This is a genomic window from Arthrobacter sp. P4_F11 (assembly GCF_056401395.1).
In genome coordinates this window covers 15,843-41,247 of the sequence record NZ_JBFUJK010000012.1, presented here as the reverse complement: position 1 = coordinate 41,247, position 25,405 = coordinate 15,843, and the positions used below count along the sequence as shown (strand labels likewise).

The 25,405-nt window shown below is 62.8% G+C and carries 17 protein-coding genes and 1 pseudogene; 11 read left to right on the top strand and 7 right to left on the bottom strand.

Annotated elements, in window-relative coordinates; genetic code table 11:
* The first annotated feature begins 27 nt into the window (after positions 1-27).
* The 3 genes from AC1DRO_RS13960 (at position 28) to AC1DRO_RS13950 (ending at position 5,022) form a co-directional block, all read left to right on the top strand.
* The gene (locus AC1DRO_RS13960; RefSeq protein ID WP_028275207.1) at positions 28-321 is read left to right on the top strand and encodes a putative quinol monooxygenase; all 294 of its coding nucleotides are present in this window, start codon (positions 28-30) and stop codon (positions 319-321) included.
* Between the two features lie 286 nt (positions 322-607).
* Entirely contained in the window at positions 608-3,232 is a 2,625-nt protein-coding gene (locus AC1DRO_RS13955; protein ID WP_476951253.1) for a GH32 C-terminal domain-containing protein, read from the top strand.
* A gap of 1,025 nt (positions 3,233-4,257) precedes the next feature.
* Positions 4,258-5,022, top strand: a complete 765-nt coding sequence (locus AC1DRO_RS13950) for a DUF6994 family protein (protein WP_476951252.1) — start codon at positions 4,258-4,260, stop codon at positions 5,020-5,022.
* A gap of 353 nt (positions 5,023-5,375) precedes the next feature.
* Here the strand turns inward: AC1DRO_RS13950 and AC1DRO_RS13945 are convergent, their stop codons facing one another.
* Positions 5,376-6,638: an MFS transporter gene (locus tag AC1DRO_RS13945; protein ID WP_476951251.1), complete on the bottom strand. Its 1,263-nt coding sequence runs from the start codon at positions 6,636-6,638 to the stop codon at positions 5,376-5,378.
* 142 nt (positions 6,639-6,780) lie between these two features.
* On the opposite strand from AC1DRO_RS13945, the gene AC1DRO_RS13940 reads away from it, so the two are divergent.
* The 3 genes and pseudogenes from AC1DRO_RS13940 to AC1DRO_RS13930 form a co-directional block, all read left to right on the top strand.
* Positions 6,781-7,146 (top strand): ClpX C4-type zinc finger protein, encoded by a 366-nt coding sequence (locus AC1DRO_RS13940; RefSeq protein ID WP_476951250.1) that lies wholly within the window; start codon positions 6,781-6,783, stop codon positions 7,144-7,146.
* A gap of 846 nt (positions 7,147-7,992) precedes the next feature.
* The gene (locus tag AC1DRO_RS13935) at positions 7,993-8,856 is read left to right on the top strand and encodes a hypothetical protein (RefSeq protein WP_476951249.1); all 864 of its coding nucleotides are present in this window, start codon (positions 7,993-7,995) and stop codon (positions 8,854-8,856) included.
* 77 nt (positions 8,857-8,933) lie between these two features.
* Positions 8,934-9,233: pseudogene (locus AC1DRO_RS13930) on the top strand (transposase); the annotation flags it as partial.
* Between the two features lie 145 nt (positions 9,234-9,378).
* On the opposite strand, the gene AC1DRO_RS13925 reads toward AC1DRO_RS13930, so the two are convergent.
* Positions 9,379-9,669, bottom strand: a complete 291-nt coding sequence (locus AC1DRO_RS13925) for a hypothetical protein (protein ID WP_243178729.1) — start codon at positions 9,667-9,669, stop codon at positions 9,379-9,381.
* A gap of 702 nt (positions 9,670-10,371) precedes the next feature.
* Between AC1DRO_RS13925 and AC1DRO_RS13920 the strand changes: the two genes are divergently transcribed.
* Positions 10,372-10,494, top strand: a complete 123-nt coding sequence (locus AC1DRO_RS13920) for a hypothetical protein (protein ID WP_476951248.1) — start codon at positions 10,372-10,374, stop codon at positions 10,492-10,494.
* Positions 10,495-11,600: 1,106 nt separating this feature from the next.
* On the top strand, positions 11,601-12,680 hold the full coding sequence (locus AC1DRO_RS13915) for a TRAP transporter substrate-binding protein (RefSeq protein WP_476951247.1): 1,080 nt from the start codon (positions 11,601-11,603) through the stop codon (positions 12,678-12,680).
* Positions 12,681-13,229: 549 nt separating this feature from the next.
* Here the strand turns inward: AC1DRO_RS13915 and AC1DRO_RS13910 are convergent.
* The 3 genes from AC1DRO_RS13910 to AC1DRO_RS13900 all read right to left on the bottom strand — a co-directional run bounded on the left by AC1DRO_RS13910 (position 13,230) and on the right by AC1DRO_RS13900 (position 19,680).
* Positions 13,230-13,808: a GNAT family N-acetyltransferase gene (locus AC1DRO_RS13910; protein ID WP_476951246.1), complete on the bottom strand. Its 579-nt coding sequence runs from the start codon at positions 13,806-13,808 to the stop codon at positions 13,230-13,232.
* Positions 13,809-14,331: 523 nt separating this feature from the next.
* Positions 14,332-15,696 carry an MFS transporter gene (locus AC1DRO_RS13905; RefSeq protein ID WP_476951245.1) on the bottom strand — a complete coding sequence of 455 codons (1,365 nt, stop codon included), beginning with the start codon at positions 15,694-15,696 and terminating at the stop codon, positions 14,332-14,334.
* 117 nt (positions 15,697-15,813) lie between these two features.
* Positions 15,814-19,680 (bottom strand): hydantoinase B/oxoprolinase family protein, encoded by a 3,867-nt coding sequence (locus tag AC1DRO_RS13900; RefSeq protein WP_476951244.1) that lies wholly within the window; start codon positions 19,678-19,680, stop codon positions 15,814-15,816.
* A gap of 498 nt (positions 19,681-20,178) precedes the next feature.
* Here AC1DRO_RS13900 and AC1DRO_RS13895 point away from each other — a divergent pair, with 498 nt between their 5' ends.
* Entirely contained in the window at positions 20,179-20,376 is a 198-nt protein-coding gene (locus AC1DRO_RS13895; protein WP_476951243.1) for a hypothetical protein, read from the top strand.
* Positions 20,377-20,396: 20 nt separating this feature from the next.
* Positions 20,397-21,224 carry an IclR family transcriptional regulator gene (locus AC1DRO_RS13890; RefSeq protein ID WP_476951242.1) on the top strand — a complete coding sequence of 276 codons (828 nt, stop codon included), beginning with the start codon at positions 20,397-20,399 and terminating at the stop codon, positions 21,222-21,224.
* Between the two features lie 214 nt (positions 21,225-21,438).
* On the opposite strand, the gene AC1DRO_RS13885 is transcribed toward AC1DRO_RS13890, so the two are convergent.
* A complete protein-coding gene (locus tag AC1DRO_RS13885; RefSeq protein ID WP_476951241.1) occupies positions 21,439-22,248 on the bottom strand; it encodes an IclR family transcriptional regulator in 810 nt (269 codons plus the stop codon).
* Between the two features lie 617 nt (positions 22,249-22,865).
* Here AC1DRO_RS13885 and AC1DRO_RS13880 point away from each other — a divergent pair.
* Positions 22,866-23,645, top strand: coding sequence for an N-carbamoylsarcosine amidohydrolase (locus AC1DRO_RS13880; RefSeq protein ID WP_476951240.1), 780 nt, complete (start codon positions 22,866-22,868; stop codon positions 23,643-23,645).
* A gap of 677 nt (positions 23,646-24,322) precedes the next feature.
* On the opposite strand, the gene AC1DRO_RS13875 is transcribed toward AC1DRO_RS13880, so the two are convergent.
* On the bottom strand, positions 24,323-25,015 hold the full coding sequence (locus AC1DRO_RS13875) for a DUF4386 family protein (RefSeq protein ID WP_476951239.1): 693 nt from the start codon (positions 25,013-25,015) through the stop codon (positions 24,323-24,325).
* Between the last annotated feature and the right edge of the window lie 390 nt (positions 25,016-25,405).

Here is a 25,405-nt window from a genome sequence, read left to right as displayed (position 1 = left end):
GAACCCATCGACCTGAAAGGGATCATGATGACCAAGACCCTGTATGCCGAGTTCACCGTCAAGCCCGGCAGCGAAGCCCGCGTTGCTGAAATGATGCTCGAACTGACCCGGCATGTGCGCCGTGAACCGGGCAACGAGCTGTTCCTTCCCTGCACCCGGGAAGAGAACCCCCGGGAGTACTTTGTCTTCGAGGTCTACCGCGATGAAGCCGCGTTCCAGGAACACATCGGCGCCGATTACGGCGCCAGATTCAACGAGGAACTGGCCCGCCATATCGAAGGCGACGCCTCGGAACTGACCTGGCTTCTGCCGCTGGAATAGCCCTCAGCCAATCCCAGCCGATCCACGGTCGGCGGGAGCTGCTGCGTCCAGGACCCACGGAGACGGCTGAACGGAGCCGCCTGCCGGAAATAACCCTTCCAGCCCTACCGCTGGGAGGGAATTTTCTGCTGCCCGCCCATCGCCTCGCCCGGCTCAGCCGCGCGGCGGGCGGCCTCATTCCCGCGCCGCCAAAACCGTTGACTTGTCTGACGGACATCACTTAGTGTCCTTCGCACTGACAACGTTGTCTACCGACGACGCGCGCAACGAAGGGCGAATCAAACGAATGAAGAACACGACCACCCGCAGGACGCATGCCGTTTCTGCACTGACGCTCGCGGGACTGACGCTGGCCGCGGCACTGGCAGGTTCCCTGCCGGCGTCGGCCGCGACGGGCCCCGGGGACGAACCCTACCGGCCGGCCATTCACTACACGCCGGCAAAGAACTGGATGAACGACCCCAACGGGCTCGTCTTCTACAAGGGCGTCTACCACATGTACTACCAGCACAACCCCTCCGGTAACACCTGGGGGAACATGTCCTGGGGCCACGCCGCGTCGAAGGACCTTGTTCACTGGCAGGAGCAGCCGCTGGCGATCTCCACCGATGCAGAGCAGGACATCTTTTCCGGCAGCGTCGTCGTGGACAAGGACAACACGACCGGTTTCGGTACGAAAGAGAACCCACCGCTGATCGCGATCTTCACCAGCGCCTACAAGGACGCCTCGCCCCACCGCGGCCTGCAGGCGCAGTCCCTGGCCTACAGCCTCGATGACGGCCAGACCTGGACCAAGTACTCCGGCAATCCTGTACTGAACCGAAACTCCGCCAACTTCCGTGACCCGAAGGTCTCCTGGTACAACAAACCCGGCGGCGGAGGCTACTGGCTCATGACCGCCGTCGAAGCCACGGATCACAAGGTCGTCCTGTACAAGTCCGCCAACCTCAAGGACTGGACCCCACTGAGTGAATTCGGACCAGCCAATGCCACCGGCGGGCAGTGGGAATGCCCCGACCTGTTTCCCCTCGCCGTGGACGGCGACCCGAAGAACGTTAAATGGGTCATGGTCGTCAACATCAACCCCGGAGGCGTGGCCGGCGGCTCCGCTGGCCAGTACTTCGTGGGCAACTTCGACGGCACCACCTTCACCTCCGAAACCACCAAACCCGTGGCCACGCCCCCTCCCGGGACGGTCCTGGCCGGATTCAACGACGGAACTTACAACGGCTGGACCGTCAACAACGAGCCAGGAAACTGGAAGAACGGCCCATTCGGCAGCACTCCGGCAAACGGAGTCCTTCCCGGCCAGAGCCCCGTGACCGGCTTTGACGGCAGTGGCCTGATCAACTCCTTCAACGACGGCGACTGGCCGCTCGGGTCCATGCAGTCACCTAACTTCACCGTGACCGACGACTACCTGAACTTCCTCGTGGGCGGTGGCAAGCACCCCCGCGTCTCCGACAAGCTGGACAACACCCCGCCCGAAGGGGAGCTCAAGTTTGACGGCTTCGAGGTTCCCGCCGGGACATCGCTGGCCGACACCGGCTGGACTGGGACCGGCGACCTCACCCCCAACTTCCAGCCCTCCACCAGCGGCGGGGACTTCTACCTCGGGGCCAAACGGATCAACACCTTCGAGACCGGCACCGCACCGGGCGATGACCGGCAGGGCACCCTGACATCACCGGAATTCCCCATCACCAAGAATTTCATGAGCATGCTGGTCGGCGGCGGCAACCGCTCCGCGGACTCCGGACAGATCCTGGCCGCCCAGTTGCTCGTCAACGGCAAGGTGGTCCGCTCCCTCGCAGGAGACAATTCCGGAATCCTGAACTGGAAAGGCTGGGATGTCGCCGAGTTCGCGGGACAGAATGCACAGTTGCGTGTAGTTGACCAGGCCACCAGCGGGTGGGGACACCTGACCCTTGACCACGTCATGCTGACTGACGGCCCGGCCGTTCCCCGGTCTGACGAGGAATCGGTAAACCTCGTGGTCAACGGACAAGTGGTCCGCACGGCCACCGGAAACGACAGTGAAAAGCTCGACTGGGCATCATGGAATGTCAAAGAATTCGTTGGCCAACAAGCACATATCAAAGTGGTCGACAATAACCGATTCGGTTGGGGCCACATTCTCGCGGACGACTTCATGCTCTCCTCGAAACCGGCACAGTCGGCCCTGGAGACCTATGACTGGCTGGACTACGGACGCGACTACTACGCCTCCGTGTCCTTCGCCAACATGCCCGAAAACAAACGGGTCATGCTGGGCTGGATGAACAACTGGGACTACGCCAACAACATCCCCACCAACCCGTGGCGCAGCGCCATGGCCCTGCCCCGCGAAGTGAAATTGACCCAGACCCCGGAAGGGCCCCGGCTCACCCAAAGCGCCGTCAAGCAGGTCGACAAGCTGGCCCAAGAGCCAAGCTACTCAACGACGAAGGGCATCCCGATCGAGGAGGGAACAACCCCGCTGCCCGCGGCCGCCTCCGGTCAGGTCCAACGAGTCGACATCACCTTCGCGCCGGGCACGGCCAAGAAATCCGGCATCACCGTGCTGGGCGATGGAGCCGCGTCCACCGTCATCGGCTACGACGCCACGACCGGGAAGCTCTTCGTTGACCGCACTAACTCCGGCAACACCGCGTTCCACCCGGCCTTCGCTTCCATCGAGGACGCCCCCGTCACCCTGGACAAGAAGGGCTACGTCACCCTTCGGGTCTTCCTCGACCGCTCCTCAGTTGAAGTGTTCGCCCAGGATGGTCTGCGGACCATCACCGACCAGGTATTCCCCAACGCCGGAGCCGACAAGATGGCCCTCTTCGCAGAAGGCGGTACCGCCCAGCTCAAATCACTCACCGTGACACCGCTTGAAAAGGCAATGTTCCTGGCTGAAAAGAAGTGACCCAACCCGCCGCCTGACGGGCTCCCCAAGGAGCCGGAACTGAAGGGATTGCGCCCCGTATTGCACCGGGCTCAATCCCTTCAGTTCGTCCATACCCCGGCGGCCGAAACATCTCAGTGCTGACCTGGCTCCAGCAGGTCAGCTGACACAACAGAAGGCTGGGGGGCGCCAGTCCTCCCCGTAGGAGACCAATCCCCGAAGAATCTACGCGTGGTTTCTGGTAGCACGGCTACCGAAAGATTGCCGAGCGCCGCTGCAACTGCTGCCGTCAACATCTGAGGTTCGACTGGTGATGCGAGAGGGTCGCGGAACTGCTGTGCTTTGACGGCTGGCGAGGCATCGGCTGGTTCATGGTCATAACAATGCTGGGGCGCCTTGCGGGTTGCTATAGATGAGAAGTGTTTCGCTGAGCGCCTGATCCAGGGGAGTGGCGGTGACGCCGAGCCTTTTCGTGATTTGCTGCTGTCGACGAGGAGTGGAAGGTGTGAGATTCCGGCCGCAAGAGCACAACGGAGGACGGCGGGAGGTCCCGCCGTCCTCCGCAAAATGTGGCAGTCAGCGCCGTCCGGTTAGGACTCCGCACCCGTTTTTCCAGGGGCGAGACCGTAGAAGGGCGTGAACCGACCTCTGGCTCCGGGGGAAATGTTGGAACGGACGATCGAAGCGCTCTCGGTGCTGCCAAATGGTATCTGTTGGATTGCGGATGTTTCCGGGGGGATCGCCCCGCTCCCGGCCGGCGCGGGGACCGGGTGATGCCTCTTTGTCCGGCCAAAGGTGGCGTGCACACTGTACACACCCGTGTACGTGTGATGCCGATGGCTCATCGGCGACCCCTCTCGTTGCCTATTTCTACCGACACAGGTTCATGCACCGCCATCAATGGCGTAGGCGTGGATGTTGTCCGGAGCCTGGCGGTCCGGTTCGGCCAGCGACGTGTGCTGAAGTAGCAAGTGCCTGCGACGACTGCGGTTGTTTCAGCTGTAGGTTCCGCGGTTCGCAATAGGCTCGCACATATACTCCCTTCCATGCGCGTCTTCGACATCAACTTCAACTACAAGGTCGACACCCCTCCAGGAAAGGACCCGGACTCCCATAGTCCGGTGCTCAAGGCTGACCATCAGCTGCTCTGGACCAAGGAGCTATGCGACGGGGAACTGTTCAAAGTGCAGGTCCCGGCAGAGCCAAAGGAGCGTCGTAAAAACTACCTAATGTTCGAGCAGACCCCGTACAAAAGGTTCACGTTCGGCAGTGACGCCATCACGAACTCCTACACCAAGTGGGGGAAGCCGAGGAACTTGGTCGAGGCTAAGGCCGAGTTGAGCGAGGAGCAGAAGCGCCGCTATTTCAACCCGCCGTACACGATCGGCAGTGCCATGATCTGGCCCGTCAGGAAAATACACCAGCCCACCCTAAACACCGCCAGAGGAATGCGACTACGGATCGCGGACCGGATGGACCTGACCCTGGAATGCATCCGGCGCCACTACGCCGAGGAGCCAGGCAGTCCCCTCGCCGATGTCACCACTAACTACGCGGACTTCTTCAAAGTCTTCTGCACATTCACGCAGTTCGTGGAGTTCTTCCACCTCCAGGACCTCGTGACGCCGGAGGGAAAGATCGACTTCTTCCTAGAGGAGGACGAGAACTTCAAGCGCCCCGGCGTCCCGACCACGAAGGACGAATACGTCAAGGTTCGGGAGGCCTCGCTGAAGTTCATAACGCTGCGGGGCAACCGGATGGCCGACTGGGTCGAGAAGAACCACCCCGACATCAAGGTCGTCCGGCAATGAACAACGTTTACACCAGCCCCTGACGACTTGTGAGGAAAAGGCGCCTAACCCTCCGGACACTCAGGCGATCCCACTAACGGGACGGTGCGGCAGCTCGACGTTGCATCGTGTTTAGACCCTCGCCCAATCGTGTTGCGGAAGCCGGAAAAAGACCATGTGGATCGCAGCGGTAAAAGGCGTGGTTTCCGCAGCGCTTTATGGCCGACGGACGCAGCCAAGCGGATCGGTGATCGTGTCAAGTATTTCTGGCCCCGTAAGGACGGTTGAAGCTGGCCCCACCTTACGAAGATGATGACCGTCGAAAACGAGCAGCGCTGACCGTGCGCGCCCTTGGGTTTTGTTCGGGTGTGGGACTACGGTGCCGCAGCCGGTACCACTTCCGGATTGTCTTGTGAGTGGACGTCGAGTGCCTCGGGAAATTCCGTCCAGGACCGAATTGGTGAGAGAAGGATGGGGATGGCGGATGCGGCGGCAACCAGCGCCCAGAGCCAGAGCATGGGAATGACGCCGGTTGCCAGTGCCAGGACTCCGCCGCCGATACTGGCCACGGGCATGATCCCAAGGGTGAAGAGCCGGTAGGTGGACATGACTCGCCCCATGAGATGGTGCGGAACGAGCCGGGGAATGATGCCGGCCCCCGCCAGGCCGGACAGAATGACGAAGAAGGACCAGCCAAATCCCGAGATACCAACCCACACGACCGGAGCCAGTCCCAGAAAAGGTGCGACAGGGACGATGATGACGAATCCGGCGCTGGCCAGGCTCGCGGCGATCTTGGTTTTCCCGACGCCGAGACGTCGTGTGATGGGAGTGGCTGTCATGGAAGCGAGCAGCCCCCCTGCTGCTGACAGTGCGCCCAGGATTACGAATTGATCCATGGGGATGTTCAGGATTTGCAGGGCGAAAATGACTTTGGCGGCGGCGCCGAACATGCTTGCGGCATTGACCAGGGCAACGGAGATCATCAAGGAGCGAATCAAGGGATGGCTCAAGGTGTAGCCGAGGCCATCGCGTGCTTCGGACCAGAACTTGTCCGGGGTCTTTGCTCGGGAGGGGCGATCTTGTGGGAGTCTGCCGGTCATGACCGCTGAGAACAAGTAGGCTGCGCCGGCAATGAGGAGCATGGCCGGAGCGGACACTACTTTGACAATCGGACCCACAATCCCCGGTGTGGCTATGGCCAGGCCGCTCTGCACGGACTGCATTTTTGCGTAGCCGTCACCCAGCTCGCTTCCCCTCAGCAGCAGCGGCATCATGGCGGACTGTGCCGTCGTGAAAACGACGTCAGCCACGCTGACGACGGCAGCGACTGCAAAGAGGTGCCAGATGCTGAGCGCTCCAAGGACATAAGCAATCGGCACCGAGGCAACTGCGGCGGCACGGACAACGTTGGCCAGAACCAACGTGGATTTCTTGGACCACCTGTCCACGAGAACACCGGCCGGCACTCCGAGCAGCAAGAATGCCGCCATGCCCAGCGCGTTCAGAACACTCGTCTGGAACGCCCCTGCGCCAAGGACGGCAACAGCGATAACCGGCAACATCGACCGGAGCACATCGTCGCCGATTCCGTCCCCAATGCTTGCTGTGAACAGCTTTCGGAAAGCCTCAGGCATGACGAATCCAACCCGCTCGTCCGACGCCTCTTCGGGTGCCCGTATTCTTGATGAAAGCCATGAGTCGTAAGGTCATACCTGACTATAGTCAGGCTTAACCTGACATTCATGGTAGGAACTCGCCTGTCTGGAGAACGTATCTATGCCTAATATCTGCCCTCGCGATTTCTGCACCTTCTGCGGGTTGACGCCGCCTTCCGGAACCCGGCTCATAGCCGGGCCTGGAGTCACCATTTGCGAACTGTGCGTTGCCGAGGCAGGGAAGATCCTGCACGACACCAGCGCCGAGGGGCCGTCCAAGTCGATGGGGCCGGTCTGGGACCAAATGTCAGACGCGGAAATACTGCAGCATCTGCCCGAAATTTCCCGGGTAAGCCTCAAGGTCGAAGAGCAGCTTCGCATCTGGGTCCGCGCTGCCCGAGAACGAAAGATCACTTGGTCCCAAATTGGAGCGGCCCTGGATATCACTCGTCAGTCGGCCTGGGAGAGATTCAAGGAACATCTATGATCGCCCGACGTCAGAGTGTCGTCGTCCGCTGCAAGGCTGGCCTGTGGGTCGTGGACGATGGTCCTGATCGAGAGTACTTGCAGTGTATTGGCCGCGCCGGCGAGGAAGAACAGGCCGAAGACGACTGGAACTACGGGGATAAGAGCCGCCGACGCGAGAGCTGCTCCCATAAAGAAGGCACGCGCCCGCGAGCTGAGTATCAGCTAGTCCGGGGAGCGCAGCCAAGGACGAAAGAATCGATGCGGCCAGCCGCCCGGCGGCATAGGTTGCCAGGACCGCACCCTAGAGGGCCGGGCTCATGGAGAGGTCCTTGAGTAAGAACTGAGCAACGCCGCGGTGAACAAGATGGCCATCGCAAGCATCCACACAGAGGCTCCGACTCCACCCCCAGACTGCAGAAGCCTGCGCACCCCTGACCGGCCGCCGCGGGAAGCCGTCACCGGCCCCTGGGCAGCTAGCTCTTCCGGGATGGCACGCAACCGGGCCAGGTGGATTACCGCCGCCAAAGCGACAGAGGAAACGGCGTCCGCGACAAGAGCCCGCTGGACCGAACCGGCCGCGATGAATACACCCGCGGCAACCGGATCGGCGATAGCTCCCAGGTTCCGGAAAAGGGCCAGCCGGGCATAGACCCTGGAGACTTCCAAGTTTTCCGGTTTCACTGCCGGGGCCAATGTGAGCATCGATGGGTTTTCTAGAGCGAGTACCCGCTACTCGTGACAGAGAGAGCAACCGTGTTCTATGATGCAGGCGCCGGAAAGATCCGGCGCCTGAAGGATCCGGTCTCACCGCGCCTGGCTTCACAGCCCCAATAAACACCGGTGACACATTTTCCGGGGAGAGACCATGAAAAAAACCCTGCTCGCGTTCGCCACAGCAATCGCACTGATGTTCGCCGCCCCGATGGCCGCAACAGCCACCACAGTGAGCAATAACAGCAATAACAGCAATAACAGCAACAACAGCAACAACAGCAATAACAGCAACAAGAACAAAAACAACAACAACGACAACAAGAACAAAAACAAGAACAACAAGAACAAAAACAAGAACAACAAGAAGGCCCCGGCCCCGGTCTGCCAGCCCGGCACGCCGTCACCTTCCAGCCAGTACCCGGGCGTACCCGTGGTGGCAACCAGTTTCGAATCCCGAACACTGGAGGGGTTTATTGCCAGCACGTCGGGGACCGGGACGGCCTCTGTCACCTCCGACCAGCACCATTCAGGGGGCTGCGCGGCCTTCCTGCACGTCACGGATGACTCAGGCTCGGTGGCCAAGATGTCAGCAACCCTGCCGGCGGGCTCCTCGGGCGCCTACGCCGACGGCTGGTTCAATATCACGACGGCGGGCAACGTAGGAAACAACGTCCCGTATTTCCGGTTCTTCAATGGTGGCACCCGTGTGGCCGATGTTTTCCGCGACAACGGCAACGGCCAGCTGTGGCTGCGAGTAGCGTCCCCTTCGGGCATTTACGGATACACCAACCTTGGACTGGCGGTACAGCTCGGCTCCTGGCACAAGGTGGTGATGCGCGTGGTGGCCAACGGTGCCGCCTCCACCGTTCAGGTCTGGTTCGACGCCAGCCTCCTCTACTCCAGCCACCAGGTGGGCACAGGCTTCACGACGCTGACCCGGGTGCAGCTGGGGGCGGAGCACCCCCGGCAGGTGGGCGACAGCTATGTCGACGATGTCATTATCAAAGCTTCATAACGCCGTTGCCATACGCGGGCTGGCTACTGGCGCATGTGATTGAGATCCCGCCCGGCAGAAGCTCGAATCTGACCAGCAAGGAACAGCTGCGGGCCCTGCTGCGCACCAACTCCCTGGCCGACGCCGCCTCGGCGAAAGAGGAACTCAAGGCCCTCGTTGAGGCCGCGGGGCGGCCGGAGACGAACAAGCTCTATCGCACGGTCTGCCGGTGGTGGAAGGAGATCGAAGTCCTCATCGTCACCGGCGCCACCACCGGCAAGGTCGAATCTAACAACACCGGAATCAAGCACATCAAACGCACTGCTCGCGGCTACCGCAACGCAGGGAACTACAAATCGATTATTCTCATGAGAAGTGCCGTCCGGACGGCGGCATGACACTCATCCGGGAATCAATTTCCCCATGAACCTTGAAGAGCCGTGAAAGGCCGGCGCTTCGGTCGTGGTCGTCATAGCCATCATTTGTAAGGCATGACCGGCCGAAGGTGCCAGTCGACGCGCCTGTCCGCGTGCCGCTGAGCCTCTACGTCCGCGGCATGAGGGTGAAGAACGACTTCGGATCGTCGGAGCCAAGAAGGTCGCGGTGGAAGGAGATGGCATCGACCGGGAAGGAGTTCACGAATAGGACGGCCACTGACGCGGAATGCACGACGGTGTACCGGGTTACTGATTCGAGCCATGACATCAGTCCGGTGTAGTCCTCAACTAGGAGTCCGTCGCCCAGGAGGCCGCGCTTCGCGAGTAACTCCTCGACTGCGTGCCACTCCCAATCCATGAGCTCATTGATCGCTGCTTCCACTGTTGGAGTGCTCATATCTCGATGGTGGCACCGGCTATCGACAATGAGAGGAACTTGCGCCGCGCGTGTCGTCATGTCGGCCGATCCATGCCTCAGCCTGCTGCCTTTTGGTCCTTCGGCGGTCTTCCCGGGACGACCCGACGGGCCACTGGTGCGACCACACTGACTGCTGGGATGTCGTCCATACTGGCTTTGTGCCGGCGGATTGCCCGCCGGTGGGATTCGATGCGGATCTCGGCGATCTTGGGGGACACGGGGTCAATCGCACTTTCGCCGAGCGTCAATCCGCCTCAGGCTCCTCGGACTCGTTCTCTGGACGAAACTTCTTTAACCAATTCCGTAAGTCTGGACGCCACCTCTGCGACGGGACAATGGGGATACGCCCGAGCAGGTAGCCAGCACTCTTAAGACAGGTAGTCCCCACTCTGGGGCTGGCAGGTTCGCTCGGTTGGGCTCAGACCGCTGTGCCGGCAGACCCGGTCAGTTGGCGGCATATCGCCACGCCGCAGTCAGGGCATTGCCCCGAAAGTTCACGGCAACCGGCCACGTCCATCAGATCCGGATGACGTGCCGCCAATGAAAGTCACGTTCCACAATCGCGGAACCCGGTCCGGATGCTGCGGAAGCCCGACCCTGCTCTTTCTGGGTGAGGGCGAGGGCGCCGGAAACGCATCCTTCAGCGGTATCTCCTACCGCCGGTTGAACGAAGGATCAAACATGAAAAAGGCAATCTTCGCATTCATCAGCGCCTCCGTACTGTTGATGGCAGCACCGCTGGCAGCATCCGCCTCGTCCATTGCCACACCGGCCGGAACTGCGCAACACGGCAGCCCCGCGTAGATTAGTACACCAGCCATCCTCGGCCACGAAAAGAGCTTGCGCTAAACAGAGCAACTCTCGAGACTCCATACAAGGCAGTTTTGGGCGGGACCGATATTCGAAGTCGAGGTAACCATGGATATGAAACCGGAAGTCGGCGAACCCGATGGGGGACCCTGGCAAGCCGAGTCACTGGAAGGCTTCGTGCGGCGGTTACTGCCCGCGGCAGGACAACGTCTGAACCGCCCCTGGATTGTAGCGGTAGATGGAAGGAGCGGGGCAGGCAAGACCACCCTGGTCGATCGACTGTTAGCTTGGGTGCCGGACTCAGATGTCGTTCACACGGACGATGTAGCGTGGCATCTCTCGTTTTTTGACTGGGCCGATGAACTCCGTGACGGTGTCCTCGAACCCCTGCTCCAAGGCGAGGCAGTCCATTACCGTCCGCCGGGGTGGGTGGCCCGAGAACGTCCAGGTGCCATAGCTCTACCCGCCGGGCGTTCTGTGGTGTGGGTGGAAGGGAGCGGATCATCACGCCATGCTCTCTCCGACATAGTCGACGCTTCAATCTGGGTGCAGTGCGACAACTTTGAAGCCCGCCGTCGCCTCCTGGAACGAGATGGCCACGAAGAAGAAGACCTGCACAGGGAGTGGGAAGAACAAGAAATTCCCTTCCTACTTGAAGACCGGCCGTGGGAGCGCGCTACAGTGATCGTGGCCGGAAGGCCGGCCCTAGAGTACGATCCGAATACCCAAGTAGTAACCGCTCAGCCGGCACCACCATGCGAGGAGATCACCTAACCCACGGATTTGCCGTCTCCGCCAGCCACTGTGGGTGGCGGGGTCAGGCGCCTCGGCTGTAGGTCCTCAGCATGCTGGGATGTGGGGCCGTACGTGATGTGTAGATAGTCCACACCGTTAAACGGGCCCCGAACTGTCCTCGGTTGGGCCAGCACAGCGGAAGATTCGCTGCGCAACAGGACGGCGGTCCGGCGTTGCCGTCCCCTATTGCTTCGCTGCGGCGTTGGGCGTAGCTTGCGGACACGCACGTTTCCTGCTGTGCTGCGTCACCAGTCTCCCGTCCCAAAGTCTGCATCGCTGGTTCATCGTCCGGAAGGCGGGTGGTTATGAAAAATCCGTTCAACTTCATGACTTCTGTAGGGTTCGGATTAGCAGCACTTCTGACCACCGCGGGATGCAGCTCGACGACGGCCAGCCCGCCGCTGGCGGCAGAACAGAGCAAGACCCTGCGGATAGCCACCGATGATGAGCCCGGCCGCCCGGCCGCCGCCCAAATTGAGGAATTCGCCCGCAACGTGAAGGAACACTCCGGGGGCAAGGTCCTGATCGAACCGGTGTGGAAAGCCGTGGGTGAGGACAAGGACGACCCGGATCAAGCAGTGGCACGCGCAGTGGTTACCGGTGATTTCGATATGGGACTCGTCCCTGCCCGGGCCTGGGACACCGAAGGGGTGAGTTCCTTTTCGGCACTTCACGCGCCATTCCTCGTGACATCCAATGCCCTGATGGCGAAGGTCTCCGCCCCGGCAGTCGCGGACGAAATGCTTGCAGGGCTGGACAAGGTCGGTGTGTCCGGTCTTGCCCTGTTCCCAGAAGGCACGCGAATGCTCTTCTCCTTCTTCGAACCGATACTGACGCCGGCTGATCTTGCCGGGAAAACCGTACGGGCTCCCCGGTCCGACACGACTTACGATCTGCTGAAGTCGATGGGTGCCACTCCGGACGATCTTGTGGGCGAACAGTTCTATGACGGTATGGCCGCGGGAACGGTGGTGGCGGCGGAATCGTCGTTCGCGTTGGCCGGGTCGCTCCCGAAGGCCACGACCGCGACCGGCAACATGATCCTCTACTCCAAGTTAAACTCCCTTGTCATCAACACGATGTCTTTTCAAGCCTTGAGCGAGGATCAGCGGCAGGCCCTGAAAGACGCGGCGGCAGCCACCCGCACGTGGGCCGTGGAAACAATGACCGACACGGCGGACGATGCGGCGAAATTCTGCAAAGACGGAGGAACTGTGGTCGTAGCGACGGTGGCCGAGGTTGCCGCCTTCAAAGCTGCCGGTGCCCCTGTCTACACGAAACTCGAGGCGGACCCGGATACCAAAGCCCGCATAGCCAAGATAAAGGATCTGGCCGCGGCCGAACCTGCGCCTCGATCCATTGCCCCGTGCAGCGCCGGCGGCTAGCGGGCGGCCACTTGGTCCGGAGTCGAAGGGTCTGGGTTCTTGGACGTCGAGAGATAGGTTTCCGGTCACCTACCGAACCCTGGCCGGACACAACAAGATCGCACCGGAAGCTAAATTTCGACATGTTCGCGTCTCGTGCAGCGTACGAACGACCGCGGTTGCACGAAGGCACGAAGGCCGGCCAAGCGACCGCGAAAGCCAAGGCAGACTCGGCGGCCGCCCGCCGGCCATGACCCCCATGAACGCTCGAGACGGCCCGAGTTCCCCGGAGTCGCGCAAGGCTGAGATCCGGGTCGGGCAAACTCTCGAGGTTCAGGAGTCCCCATCCTCTTCCGCAGCGCCGTCCCTTCGGTTCCATGCGGCGAAAAGAGCTGGCCGGCCCCAAAAGACAGTCGATTCAACCTGGGCGATGGGCAGGGGGGTGCTTTCGGTCTCAGTCCGGCCCTCTCCGCTGTGATGGTCGCGCTGGTCGGGCCTGGTTGAATCGCCTCAGAGTCGATCGCGGACCTCGCTGCGGTGTCTTATGTCCGGCCGGCTGATATGGGCGGGTCACTGGGGACGAAGGCGGGAATCGTCAGCCTCCCATTCATCTCGGGTGATCGCGTACTCGACGTCGCCGTGCTCCTCGCCCGGAACGGACACCGGCCAGTCGGCGACGAAGGCCCGCACAAGGCGCATCCCGGATTTCTCCATCACCCTTCGGGAGGCCGTGTTGACTGCCATGGTCGAGGCTACAACCCGTTGCACCCCGAACTCGGTGAACCCCTTGGCGATCAGCGCCCGCGATCCCTCCGTCGCGTGCCCCCTTCCCCAAGCCGCGTGGCGCAACCGGTAGCCCAGTTCCGGCTGATCTTGTGGATCGTCGGGGCCGGGCCGGAAGTGGAACCAGCCGAGGAATTCCCCGGTCGTCTTCTCGATCGCGGCCCAGAACCCGTAGCCGGGAAAGCGCTGGTAGTAGTCGAGGAATGCCGGTAGGAAGTCGCCTTCTATCTCGCCCCGGGGGGTGGGGATACCGCCGGTGATGTACCGCATCACCCGCGGATCGCTGTCCAGTTCCACGAGTAGCTCCGCATCGTCGGGGGTGAACTGCCGGAGCAGAAGTCGTTCAGTCTCCAGGAAGGTGAGCATGCAGACATTCTCGCACCGGGGGAAGACCCGTCACACCGATCGGGCAGGTCGGATTACCGTCGCTGGGCACGCTCCGAGGAACCGGAGTGCTGCCACTCGTGCGCCGTCACCCACTATCTGGAGGCCCTGGTCCGCGGGGAGGTATACAGGACGGCCTCTCAATGCCCCACGGCCGGCGGCCGGATTACCATCGACATTTCCGGTTCCACCACCTCCGTCCAAGTGCTGCCCAAGAGCATGGCGCTGCACCGCGGGCACCGGCCCTGGATAACCGAACTGGTGGAACAGGCCAGGCTGCGCAAAGAACCTTAGCGGGACGAGCAGGCCCGACAGCCTCCTGGGCAACTCGGCATGTCACCTCCTGCTCACCTCAGGCGGGAAGGTGGGCAGCCGCAACCGGGCCTTGCCGTCGCGGTCCACTCGATAAGGGCTACGGATTAATGTCATCTGCACGGCGGGAGCTCTCTGGTGTTCAGGGAGTTCCCGCCGTGCGGATGGTGTTTGTGGTGCGGGTTCGTCCCTGTCAGTCCTGGCGGACCTTGCTGGGGTCGACGTTCCGGGCGGCGAAGATGAGCAGGCCGGAGGCCAGGACGGGGAGGACGCCCCACCATAGGGTGGCGTTGATCCAGCCGGCGCCGGCGGCGAGGGTGGCGGTAATCAGCAGGCCACCGATGATCGCTCCGACTTGGCCGGAGGCGTTGATGATGGAGCTTCCGGTTGCCCGGGTGTGGACGGGGAAACTTTCGCCGGTGAAGAACAGCAGGGCGGAGAAGGGGCCGATGAGGAAGAACAGCCCGGCGCTGTACAGCCCGATGATGAGCGGGAAGTTCCCGTTCGGTGCCTGGAGCATGGTGAAGAAGGAGGCGGCACACAGGATCCAGCCGATTCCGATCGCGTTGCGGCGCCCGATCCGGTCGCCGAGCCAGCCGTGGAACAGGTAGCCGGCGAAGGCCGTGGCATTGGAGATGATGAGTACCAGCAGCGCGTTGTCGAACTCGATGTTCTTGCCGTCCGGTGCGGTAAGCAGCGACGTGCCGAGGATCGCGAAGGCAAGGACGCCGAGCCAGTTCAGGAGGAAGGCTCCGCCGATCGTCAGGGTGGACCGCAGCGACTCCCCACGGAAGACCGAGACGAGCGGACTGGCCTTCTCCGAGACGTCGATTCCGTATTTCTCCCCGAGCTGCTGCGCCTCTTCCACCCTGCCGTCCTTGATCATCTTGTCGATCTGGTGACGGTGGGCGAATTGGGGGCTCTCCTTGAGCCAGCGTCCGGCGATGACGATGAAGACGGCGGGGATGGCGGCCACGGCGAAGCAGAGCGCCCACCCGCCGATGGGGAACAGCAGGTAGACGGACCCGGCAGCCAGGACGGAGCCGACCGGCCAGCCGGATTGGACGAGTGAGTAGATGAGACCGCGGCGGCGGGCCTTGGCGGGATCGCTGTTGTGGGCAAACATCTCGTTGAGGTAGGCCGCGTTGATGGCCTGTTCGGCGTAGCCGAGGCCGGCCAGTGAACGCACGAGGACCAAGAAGACGAGTCCCAGGCCGGCAGCGATGCCCACAACCCAGCCGACAGTGGCGGTCAGCAGTGAGGCGACGGCGGCACCGACGACGGCGATCAGGATGCCCTTGCGGCGGCCGATCCGGTCGACGATGGGGCCGATCCCGAAGGCCACGAGTGCAGTGCCGGCGGTCACCCAGGTATTGATCCCCGTAGACTGTGCCGCGCTCAAGCCGAGGTCTGCGGCCAGCACCGGCAGGAGGTTGCCGAACAGGACGAAGTCATAGACGGCGAAGGTCCAGGCGAAGAAGCAAATCCAGGTGGCCAGCCGGACGTCCTTGGGCGTGACATCAGACTCGACAAATTGAAAGGTTGGGGCAGTGGTCATTACGGTTCCTAATTCACGGGGATGGTGGGGATGTGATCAGTAGGGAACGAAGGGGGCGGCCTGGAGACCAGCGTCAATAACTGGCTCCAGGCCGCCCCTTTTACTGCGTTTACTGGCTTAGGTTGCGGAACTGAGCTCGGCGACCAAAACCTCGCGGCGTTCGGCGGTTGACCTCAGATCGACCGTGAGTTGGCCGTTGACCTCCTTGATGACCACACCGTAGTCACGGGCGGCCGCCTCGGCGGTCGTGAAGCCGTCCAGCACGTCCTCGAGGACCTTCAGCGGGTCCCGCTTGTGCGGGTCGCCGAAGCCACCACCGCTGGGCACGGTGATCTGCAGGGAGTCACCGGCCAGCAGTTGACGTCCGGTGACCTTGGACGGCCAGGACTCCTCGCCCGCCCGGCCGACGTTCTTCACGAGCGAGCCGTTGAGGCCGTCATGGCCGCCGAAGGCTCCCCATGGAACGTCCGACTCGTGGCGTTCACCCTCGCAGGTGATCGCGGTGTCGGTCAGGAAGGTGTTCTCCCGGACGATGCCGATGCCGCCGCGGAATTCACCGGCGGCCGCCGGCTCGGAGCGCAGTTCGTAGCGGTCGGTGCGCATCGGGAACCGCCACTCGAGCTCCTCGATGGGGTTGTTGCGGGTGTTGGCGATGAGGTTGTCTACGGAGTCCGGCCCGTCGCTGGTTGCGCGGGCGCCGTAGGAGCCTTCGTTGACCTCGAGGTAGACCCAGTACTCGCCCTGTTTCTCGTCCCATCCTGAGTACGAGATGAAGTGGATGTGGGCGGAGTTGCCGGCGGTGACGCGCTCGGGGATGACGGGGGCGAGGGCCCGCAGGGCCAGGTCGACGGCCCGCTGTACCTGGGAGAACCGCGAGAAGGTTGCGGCCGGGTACGTGGGGTTGAAGATGGTGCCCTCCGGGGCGATCACCTTCAGCGGCTTGAGCATGCCCTCGTTCTGGGGCACGAACACCGGGAAGGCGACCTCGTCCAGGAATATCATCCGGGTGATGAACGTGAATGCCGAGACCGTCGTGCCCTCGAAAGCGCAGTTGTAGGCAGTCGGCACCTGTTCGGAGGATCCGGTGAGGTCGTAGGTAATCTCGTCACCCTCGATGATCACCTTCACGACGATCGGTAGCTTCTTGCCGTAGTTGCGGCCGTCGTCGTCCAGGTAGCCGACCTCGGTCTCGTAGACGCCGTCGGGGATCTTGGCGATCTCCTGGCGCAGCATCCGCTCCGAGTAGTCGATCCAGCTCTGGCCGGCTTCGCGGACCGCGCCGAAGCCGTACCGCTCGATGAGGGCGATGTAGCGGGACTTGGCCAGCTCGCAGGCGGCGATCATCGCCTGGAAGTCGCCCTCGTTGGAGGTGGGTGTCCGGGTGTTGTTGAGGATGTGCCGGATCAGCGATTCCTGGCGGACGCCCTTCTCGGAAATCTTCACTGCCCGGAAGATGGTGCCTTCGGACTGGATGTCCTGGATATCCACCATCAGTCCGGAGTACGCACCGCCGTTGTCGATCAGCTGGCCCGAGGCGCCGGCGAAGCCGACGAGTTCCCCGTCGTGGAAGATCGGTTCGATGATCGCGACGTCGGGGGAGTGCGTGGCGCCGAGGTACGGATCGTTGTGCAGGATGATGTCACCGTCGTGGATGTCGTCGCCGAGGACCGAGATCACACCCTTGACGATCTTGGGCATCGAGCCCATGAACATTGGCGTGGAGTCGGACTCGGCCAGCACGTTGCCGTCCTTGTCGAAGAGCCCTGCACCGAGGTCCTCGGACTCACGGATGATCGAGGAGTAGGCCATGCGGAAGAGCACCGATGCCATTTCCTTGGCTGCGGAGTTCAGGGCGCCGCCGATCACGCGCATCAGGATCGGGGTGGCCAGTTTCTCGGCGCTCTGGGTGGCGGCCGGGCAGTCGATGACGAGGTTGCCGGCTGCATCCACCGCTCCGGAGAATCCCGGAGGAATAACTGTGGTGGAGTCGTACTGCTCGATGATGGCGGGGCCGGTGAAGGTGATTCCCACGCCCATCCTGTCGCGGTCGTAGAAGCCGGTGTCCAGGGTGACCGGCTTGCCATCCTGTTCGAAGGTCACCGGGCGGGTTTCGACCAGGGCGTCCTCGAGGGAACCGGACTTGATCGCTTCCGGCGTGGGCAGGTCATCCATCAGGGCGCTGGCCTCCACGCGGATGTTGATGACTTCCACGGTGCCGTTCTTGAAGCGGTGCCCGTACTCCTCGAAGTGGGCGTCGTGGAAGGCTGCCTCGGCCTTTTCCAGCCAGACCTGGTTAACCGGTCCGGCGGGCGCAGTGAAGCGGATCTCGTACCCCTGGCCCTCGTAGCGCGCGTCGGCGAGCCATTCGAGCTTGCGCCGTCCGGCCGGTATGTCCTCGGCATCGAGTTGGGCGTTGGCGTCGCGCTCCAGTTGCTCATAGGAGCCCTGGATGGCGGCGGGGTCTGCGCTGGCGAACGTGAACCGCCTGGTCGCGACGAACTCATACTTCTCGTCGGTAGCCAGCAGGCCGGTCGCGGCCATGATGCCCGGGTGGGCCGGGATCAGCACCTTCGGGACTTCCAGCTCCGCGGCGATCTCGCAGGCGAACAGTGCGCCGGCGCCGCCTGCCGCGACGAGGGTGAAGTCACGTGGATCGTAGCCGCGGCGGACGGAGTTCTGCTCGATCGCCTGGGTCATGCCGAACTTCTGGATCTGCAGCGCGCCGAGGGCGGCCTGGTCCACGGACATGTTGAGTTTTTCCGCCAGACCTTCCATGGCCTTTCGGGCGCCATCGAGATCCAGATCCATGCCTGAGCCTGCCAGGACGCGGTCAGGGCGCATGCGTCCCAGCAGCATCTGGGCGTCAGTTGATGTCGGCTCCGTCCCGCCGCGGCCGTAGCAAACCGGGCCCGGGACGGCGCCGGCAGACTGCGGACCGACGCGGAAGACCCCGCCGGCGTCGACGTAGGCGATGGAGCCGCCGCCTGCGCCGATGGTGTCGATGTCCACCATCGGGACCATGGCCTGGTGGTCGCCGATCTTGGTGTCCAGCAGGTGGCGCATGCGCAGTTCACCCTGGTAGGCCACACCGATGTCCGCTGAGGTCCCCCCAATGTCCAGGGTGACCACGTTCTCGAAGCCGGACTGACGACCGGCCCACATGCCGCCGATCAGGCCGCCGACCGGTCCGGACATCATCAGTGTGACGGGCCGCTTCGCGGCCTCCTTGATCGGGACCATACCGCCGGAGGACTGCATCAGCAGGATCTCCCGCTTGTAACCCAATCCTTCTGCCTGCTCCTGCAGGCGGTAGAGGTAACGGGAGACCCGGGGCCCGACATAGGCATTCAGCGCCGTGGTGGAAAACCGCTCATACTCCCGGTACAGGGGCACGATCTCGCTGGAAAGGGACAGGTAAGCCTCAGGGAACTCCTCCGCGACAATCTCCCCGATCCGCTGCTCATGGGCGGGATTCAGATAGGAGTGCAGCAGGCAGACGGCGATGGCCTCGACGCCGGCCGCCTTCAGCTCGCGTACGCGCTCACGGACCTCGTCCTCGTCCAGGGGAACCAAAACGTCGCCGTTCGGTGCGGTGATGCGCTCCTTGACGGTGAGCCGGTGACGGCGCTTGATCAGAGGCTTTGTCTGCCAGGGCAGATCCTGCTGAAGGGAGAAGTTATGCGGCTTCTTGTGCCGGGCGATGTGCAGGATGTCCCGGAAACCCTCGGTGGTGATCATCCCGACCTCCGCACCGGTGTGCGTCAGCGCGGTATTCGTAGCCACCGTGGTGCCGTGCACCAGCTGGTCGATCTCCGAAAGCGAGACCCCGGCCTTTTCGCAGAGCTTTATGATGCCGTTGATCACGGCCTCAGACGGGTCGTGCGGGGTGGAGGGAACCTTTTCCACAACGGCGATGCGCTGGTCGTCGTCCGAGAAATACAAGTCGGTGAATGTACCGCCGACGTCTACTCCGATGCGCTTCATAAGGGGGTCCTTTCGAAAGTTTGGTTCAGGACTGGGTTGAGGGGGAAAGACGGGGGCCTCTCGGCCGGGCCCGAATTCACCCGGGATTGGAGCTAGTCCGCTGGGCCGGGGGTCCGGTCCCGCAATCCGATGTGCCGTAGCTCACATCGTTGCTTAGAAAGCAATTTAGTTCCTTTGCGAACAACACGCAATGTTTTTGACGTTCATTTCTTGGGACTTCCCCTTTTGCGTCAGGGGACGTGCGCCTCCCTAAGAGTTGGAGAGCAGCTTGCGGAAGGATTCTGCAAGGCTCTGCCAAGCAGGGTGGGGAGGGGGCGCGGTCGGTTTTTGGACTGCTGAGAAAAAAGGGTTACATGTTGCAGAACTAGCGGCTACGGCACCCGGCCGGCCGTCATCCACGTCGACATGGCCAACGCCTGAACCCGCCCGGGCCACCAGTTCTCCTCCTCGATGTGAACCTGCCGTCCGACATGGGCCTGTGGTCCCAAAAGATCCCGGTTGAGACCCTGGACGATCGCCAAGGGCTTCCGCCCGATCATGGTCAAGGAGGCCGTGGGCGACCGCGTGCCAGGAGTCGTGGCGTGGAACCTGTTCGATATGGACTCCAAGTTCGGCGACGTGGAGCCGCTGGAGACTTGTCCTCCGACGAGAGGTTGGGTGGGCACGCCGTACGATGGCTACGGTGACTGCGCGTAGCGCCTGGAGAGGGAGAACCCATGCTTGACCCACAAACAACCACTGACAAACCGCAAGGGGCGGCAGCATCGCTGCTCAACGGTCTTACCGTGCTCGAAGCCTTCTCCGTCGCCAAGCGTTCCCTCTTGGGCGTCACGGAGATCTCCGAGCTCGTTGGCCTGCACAAGAGCACGGTCTCCCGGATGCTTAGCGGCCTGGACGAAGCCGGCTACGTGCAGCGCGACGAGGAAACAGGGCGATACCGCCTCGGGCTCGGGATGATCGGCCTGGCCGGACCACTGCTGGCCGAGCTTAGCGTCCGCCGTGCCGCCCTGCCCCACCTCGAAGAACTCACACAAGCCACAGGCGAGACGGCCGCGATCGCCGTTTGGAACGGTAGCAACGCGATTGTCGTGGAACAAACGGCTTCCACTCACCAGGTCAAGCACAGCGCGGCGATCGGCACGCGCTACAACAAGTTCGCCAGTTCCTCAGTCCGCGTGTTCCTCGCCGAACTGCCGCCCGAGGAGACCGACCGTCTGCTTGCCGACCGTACGGTCCTGCGGGAGGGCTACCTCGGTCTCGAAGACCCGGCCCACGAACAGCTCGTCGGCTTGCGTGACGACGGATTCGCCGTCAACGACGGCGAGACCACTTACGAGGAATACGGCGTGTCCGCTCCTGTGCGGGACTACCGGGGCGAAGTCGTCGGCTGCATCACAGCCAGCGCGCCCCGATCCCGAGTGCAGTACATGCAGAGTCAGTCGATCCTGCGCGAAGCCGTGCTAGAGGCCGCGGCGCGGGTGTCTACACGGTTGGGCCACCTGCCGGGGAAACAGATCCAGGCCGCTGACGGCGCTGTTGGCTGATCCGAGCAGGAGCCGATGGGCCTGCGAGCCGTGATCCTCGGTGGTTTGCCAGAGCCGGGACCGACGGAGCCTCAAGCAGGGCCACCCCCTCGAAGTTGGCAGCTGCTCCCTCTCGGATGACCCTTTCCGAGTGCGACAGCGCGGTCAAGCGTCTCGATCTGAATGCGGTCGAATACACGATGTTGCTGACGTTTCGCCTAGCCGCGTGGATGAATCACCCCGGAAGCGAGGCCGCCCAGCCCAAGCGGATGGATACTTCCGAGGCAGCCTGTTGTACGGCCTGAACCAGGGTGTCCCCGGTGGCGTGCTTGTGCACGCGGGAACGGGGCGCGGATGCGGTGATGCACCCAACCACCTTGCCCCGGTAATCCCGAACCGGAGCGGAGACGCCAAACTCCTCCTCGGTGGTCGAACCGTCGTTGACGGCGTATGCCTGACGGGCGACTTCCTGCAGGTGGGCGGTGTGGTCCAACGGCAAACCATCTCCTGCCGTGCGTAGTATCTGCCCGGATTCGATCAGTTCGGTGGCGAGGGCCGGCGCCAGCTCCGCCAGGAAGACCCGCACCGAGGAGCTGGCGAATTTGTTGTACCGGGTTCCGATGGTGGCAGTGTGTTTGACCTGATTCGGGCTGGCAACCTGCTCCACGACGATGGCCTCGTGACCATTCCAGACCGAGATAGCGCTGGTCTCTTGGGTGCTTTCGGTTAACTTCTCCAAGTACGGAACCGCAGCACGGCGGACATCCAGATCCGCCAGCAAAGGGGCGGACAACGCAAGGAGGCCCAGCCCGAGCCGATACCGTCCCGTCTCCTCATCCCGCTGGACATATCCAGCTTCCGTTAGACCGCTAAGAATGCGCGAGACCGTGCTCTTGTGGAGGCCAACACGCTGAGCAACCTCAGTCACGCCAAGAACCGGACTTTGAACGGAAAAGGCTTCCAGGACAGCAAGACCGTTCAACAGTGACGCCGCAGCTCCTTGGACCTGCCCGTTGTCCTGCCTCGGCCTGCCTGCCACCTTCATCCTTTCGCGCTACGTGACTATCCCGCCACTCTTTGGGGCCATCATATGCCGCAATCTGTACCCGCCTCACTGTGGTTGTCAGTTCCATACTGCGGACGTGAGATTAACGAACAGAAGGCCCGCCTTGGCGGGCCTTCAAAGTGTTCCGCTCAAACTACATCCGAGCTTCGGCCGGCTTCCCTGCTTTTGCCTTGTCCCGAAGGGATCGGCTGCTTTGCTAGCAACATAGTCACAACAGGAGCAACGCACGTAGGCCTACTTTGCGCTCTATCCACCCGGCATACCTGACCTGGCGGGCCGACGATGTTGCTCGTGGAGCAATGCGAGCCTCGATAGAGAAACCGGCGGATAGCGTCATCGCGTGGCACGAATGTTTTTGCCGGGAAAACTGCGGACGTCTCAGCCCGTGTTGCTGGGGTGGGCGGGCCGCGAACCGGACCCTTGCCGGGGTGCCGGAGTGACGCACTCGCCGATGCTCGCCCTATCGAGAAGTTGGTCCGGTGGAGATGCAGACTCCGGGCACCTCTGGTGGTGCGCCGGTTCGTGCGCTACAGTATCCAGTACAGCAACCTCGTTGCTAGCTTAGAAACACAACAGCCGAGAGAGTGGAGAGAACCATGACAACAGAGACAGCGACGTCCAACGACATCGAAGCCCGTCTTGCAGCAGTGCTGGAGGAGGCGTTCGAAGCAGGCACGGGCATCTACAACGAGCGAGGCTTCAAGCGTCGGATCGGCTACGGCAACCGCCCCGCCGTCATCCACATCGACCTCGCGAACGCCTGGACCCGTCCGGGCCACCCGTTCAGCTGCCCGGGCATGGAGACCATCATCCCGAACGTCCAGCGGATCAACGAGGCCGCGCGCGCCAAGGGCGTCCCGGTCTTCTACACCACGAACGTGTATCGCAACCGCGACGCCACCTCCGGCACGAACGACATGGGCCTGTGGTACTCGAAGATCCCCACGGAGACCCTTCCAGCGGATTCCTACTGGGCGCAGATCGACGACCGCATTGCGCCCGCGCCCGGCGAGGTCGTGATCGAGAAGAATCGCGCCTCGGCGTTCCCGGGGACGAACCTCGAGCTCTTCCTGACCTCCAACCGCATCGACACCCTGATCGTGACCGGTGCGACCGCGGCCGGGTGCGTGCGCCACACCGTCGAGGACGCGATCGCCAAGGGCTTCCGCCCGATCATCCCCCGGGAGACCATCGGCGACCGCGTCCCGGGCGTCGTGCAGTGGAACCTCTACGACATCGACAACAAGTTCGGTGACGTGGAGTCCACGGATTCGGTGGTGGAGTACCTGAACCGCCTCCCGCAATTCGAGGACACGGTCCCGAAGACCCTCTCGGATCCCCAGCCCGAGGTGGCGACCCCCGCGGATCCGGCCTGAGCCGCACCACACTCTCGGAACCCCGCGGCCCGGCATCCCCAGCCCGACCCGACGACAGCCGGCACCCCTCAGCGGGCGCCGGCTGTCGTCGGGTCGGGCCGGGCTGCGGTGATCAGTGCGTTTCTGGAACACCCCTGTTCAGGGGCTTGTGAGCCGCTTATTGTGTACAAATCTCCTTTATGGGCCCCTTCGGGGCCCATTTTTGTTGGTGGTCGTTGCGGTCTGGCGGCTCCTTCTTTTGACGTGGACAGCGGTGTTGCTGTGTACTCCTTCATGGCCGGGAGTGCTTGGAAACTGCATGACTTGCTGAGACTTGGGATCGAATCTTCGTGGTTATCCGCCGTGGCCGCGGGAAGGCGTGAGCGCCCGTGCTGGGTTGCTGAACGTTAGCGGGCGGGCATATTCGGGGCCCGAGGCGGACCTCACTGGTGAGGTCGGCGCGGCTGAAGGCGGGTCAGCCGATCCGCTGGGCCAGGGCTCGATAATCCCCCCGGACCGCGCACATGGGTGATACGCCATCGGTGATACCGACATATTCGCAACGTCATAGATGTGGCATGAGGTCGTTCTCCGGTGTTCATCGTCTCGATCCATCCGAACGGATGGAGCCGACGCGGATTCTCAACACAATTACCTGGACCGCTTGGGCAAGTCCGACCTCCACGAACCTTAAGCCGTCAGCGCGTGCCGGCCGCATGGACGGCCGCGGCTGGCTGGCCCTGCCGTGACTGGCTCCACGCAATCCAGCCACCCGATGCAGCCATGAGCAAGGCACCGGCCGGTTGCGTCGGAAGGCTGCTGCCCGTGGTCGCCTGCCCCAGCACGACGCCGAGGAGGTAGAACAGTACGGCGCCGGCAATCCATAGGGCCCCGGCCCAGCGGGGGAGCGTCCGGGATTGCCAGACCGCGACTCCAAGCAAGACGTTGCCAAGGAACGCGAGCAGGAGCCCGAGCAGGAACGAGACCGTCATGGCGGATGGAAACTCCAGAAGCATGACGTCCCGGTTCCCTTCCAGATACGCCTTCCCGATCGCGGGGGTGGCGAAAGTGGAGAGGACAGCGGGGACCATTAGCAAGGCAGTTCCCGCGACGGTGATGACTGTTGCTGCCAGTGCCAGGCGGCCGACGCGGCTGTTGGCCAGGCAGCAGCCCAGCGCGAACACCCCGAAGATCGCGAGGATGGTGCCTCCGTAGCTGCCGAGCAAGTGGCTGAATTGATACGAGCCCGAGCTGACGAACCTTGCCCAGGCGTCTGGATCCTTTTGCTGGTCCGGCTGAGGCTCAAGCGTGGCCCAGGCGGTGATCAGGCCGTAAAGAGGTAACGTCCACAACCCCGCCCGGATCCAGTGGGTGATGTTCTGTGCGTTCATGGACCGCCTCCTTCCTCGACCACGTGCCCGCCGCCTGCCCGGAAACGGGGCGACGCCTGCCCCAGCGTAGTTCCGGGGCCGCGTCCCGGGCTAGGGTGCGTTGATTCACGGGACGGTCCGCGGAACTGCAAAGCTGCGGTGCATCCCGGTCCGGCGCGCACTGAGCCGAGAGCAGATGGCCGGCTGGCGGGGACTCTACCCAGTCCTTCGAATCGGGCAGCGAATCGTGCCTGCACGGTATCTGCGCGCGCTCCGCTGACCGTAGGCTCCATCCGTGTAGATCGCGCCACGACTTCCTGGTCGTTTAGATCGAAGTCGAGGTCAAGGTCCCGTGGTGTTCCAAGTGGCCGCCAGGTTGAAGCGACTCGGGCTGTGGGCAGGGTTTATGCA

What these genes read in the sequence shown, in the direction of transcription:
- AC1DRO_RS13960 (WP_028275207.1), top strand. Translation starts at nt 28, where the DNA reads ATGACCAAGACCCTGTATGCCGAGTTCACCGTCAAGCCCGGCAGCGAA.
- AC1DRO_RS13955 (WP_476951253.1), top strand. Translation starts at nt 608, where the DNA reads ATGAAGAACACGACCACCCGCAGGACGCATGCCGTTTCTGCACTGACG.
- AC1DRO_RS13950 (WP_476951252.1), top strand. Translation starts at nt 4,258, where the DNA reads ATGCGCGTCTTCGACATCAACTTCAACTACAAGGTCGACACCCCTCCA.
- AC1DRO_RS13945 (WP_476951251.1), bottom strand. Translation starts at nt 6,638, where the DNA reads ATGCCTGAGGCTTTCCGAAAGCTGTTCACAGCAAGCATTGGGGACGGA.
- AC1DRO_RS13940 (WP_476951250.1), top strand. Translation starts at nt 6,781, where the DNA reads ATGCCTAATATCTGCCCTCGCGATTTCTGCACCTTCTGCGGGTTGACG.
- AC1DRO_RS13935 (WP_476951249.1), top strand. Translation starts at nt 7,993, where the DNA reads ATGAAAAAAACCCTGCTCGCGTTCGCCACAGCAATCGCACTGATGTTC.
- AC1DRO_RS13925 (WP_243178729.1), bottom strand. Translation starts at nt 9,669, where the DNA reads ATGAGCACTCCAACAGTGGAAGCAGCGATCAATGAGCTCATGGATTGG.
- AC1DRO_RS13920 (WP_476951248.1), top strand. Translation starts at nt 10,372, where the DNA reads ATGAAAAAGGCAATCTTCGCATTCATCAGCGCCTCCGTACTGTTGATG.
- AC1DRO_RS13915 (WP_476951247.1), top strand. Translation starts at nt 11,601, where the DNA reads ATGAAAAATCCGTTCAACTTCATGACTTCTGTAGGGTTCGGATTAGCA.
- AC1DRO_RS13910 (WP_476951246.1), bottom strand. Translation starts at nt 13,808, where the DNA reads ATGCTCACCTTCCTGGAGACTGAACGACTTCTGCTCCGGCAGTTCACC.
- AC1DRO_RS13905 (WP_476951245.1), bottom strand. Translation starts at nt 15,696, where the DNA reads ATGACCACTGCCCCAACCTTTCAATTTGTCGAGTCTGATGTCACGCCC.
- AC1DRO_RS13900 (WP_476951244.1), bottom strand. Translation starts at nt 19,680, where the DNA reads ATGAAGCGCATCGGAGTAGACGTCGGCGGTACATTCACCGACTTGTAT.
- AC1DRO_RS13890 (WP_476951242.1), top strand. Translation starts at nt 20,397, where the DNA reads ATGCTTGACCCACAAACAACCACTGACAAACCGCAAGGGGCGGCAGCA.
- AC1DRO_RS13885 (WP_476951241.1), bottom strand. Translation starts at nt 22,248, where the DNA reads ATGAAGGTGGCAGGCAGGCCGAGGCAGGACAACGGGCAGGTCCAAGGA.
- AC1DRO_RS13880 (WP_476951240.1), top strand. Translation starts at nt 22,866, where the DNA reads ATGACAACAGAGACAGCGACGTCCAACGACATCGAAGCCCGTCTTGCA.
- AC1DRO_RS13875 (WP_476951239.1), bottom strand. Translation starts at nt 25,015, where the DNA reads ATGAACGCACAGAACATCACCCACTGGATCCGGGCGGGGTTGTGGACG.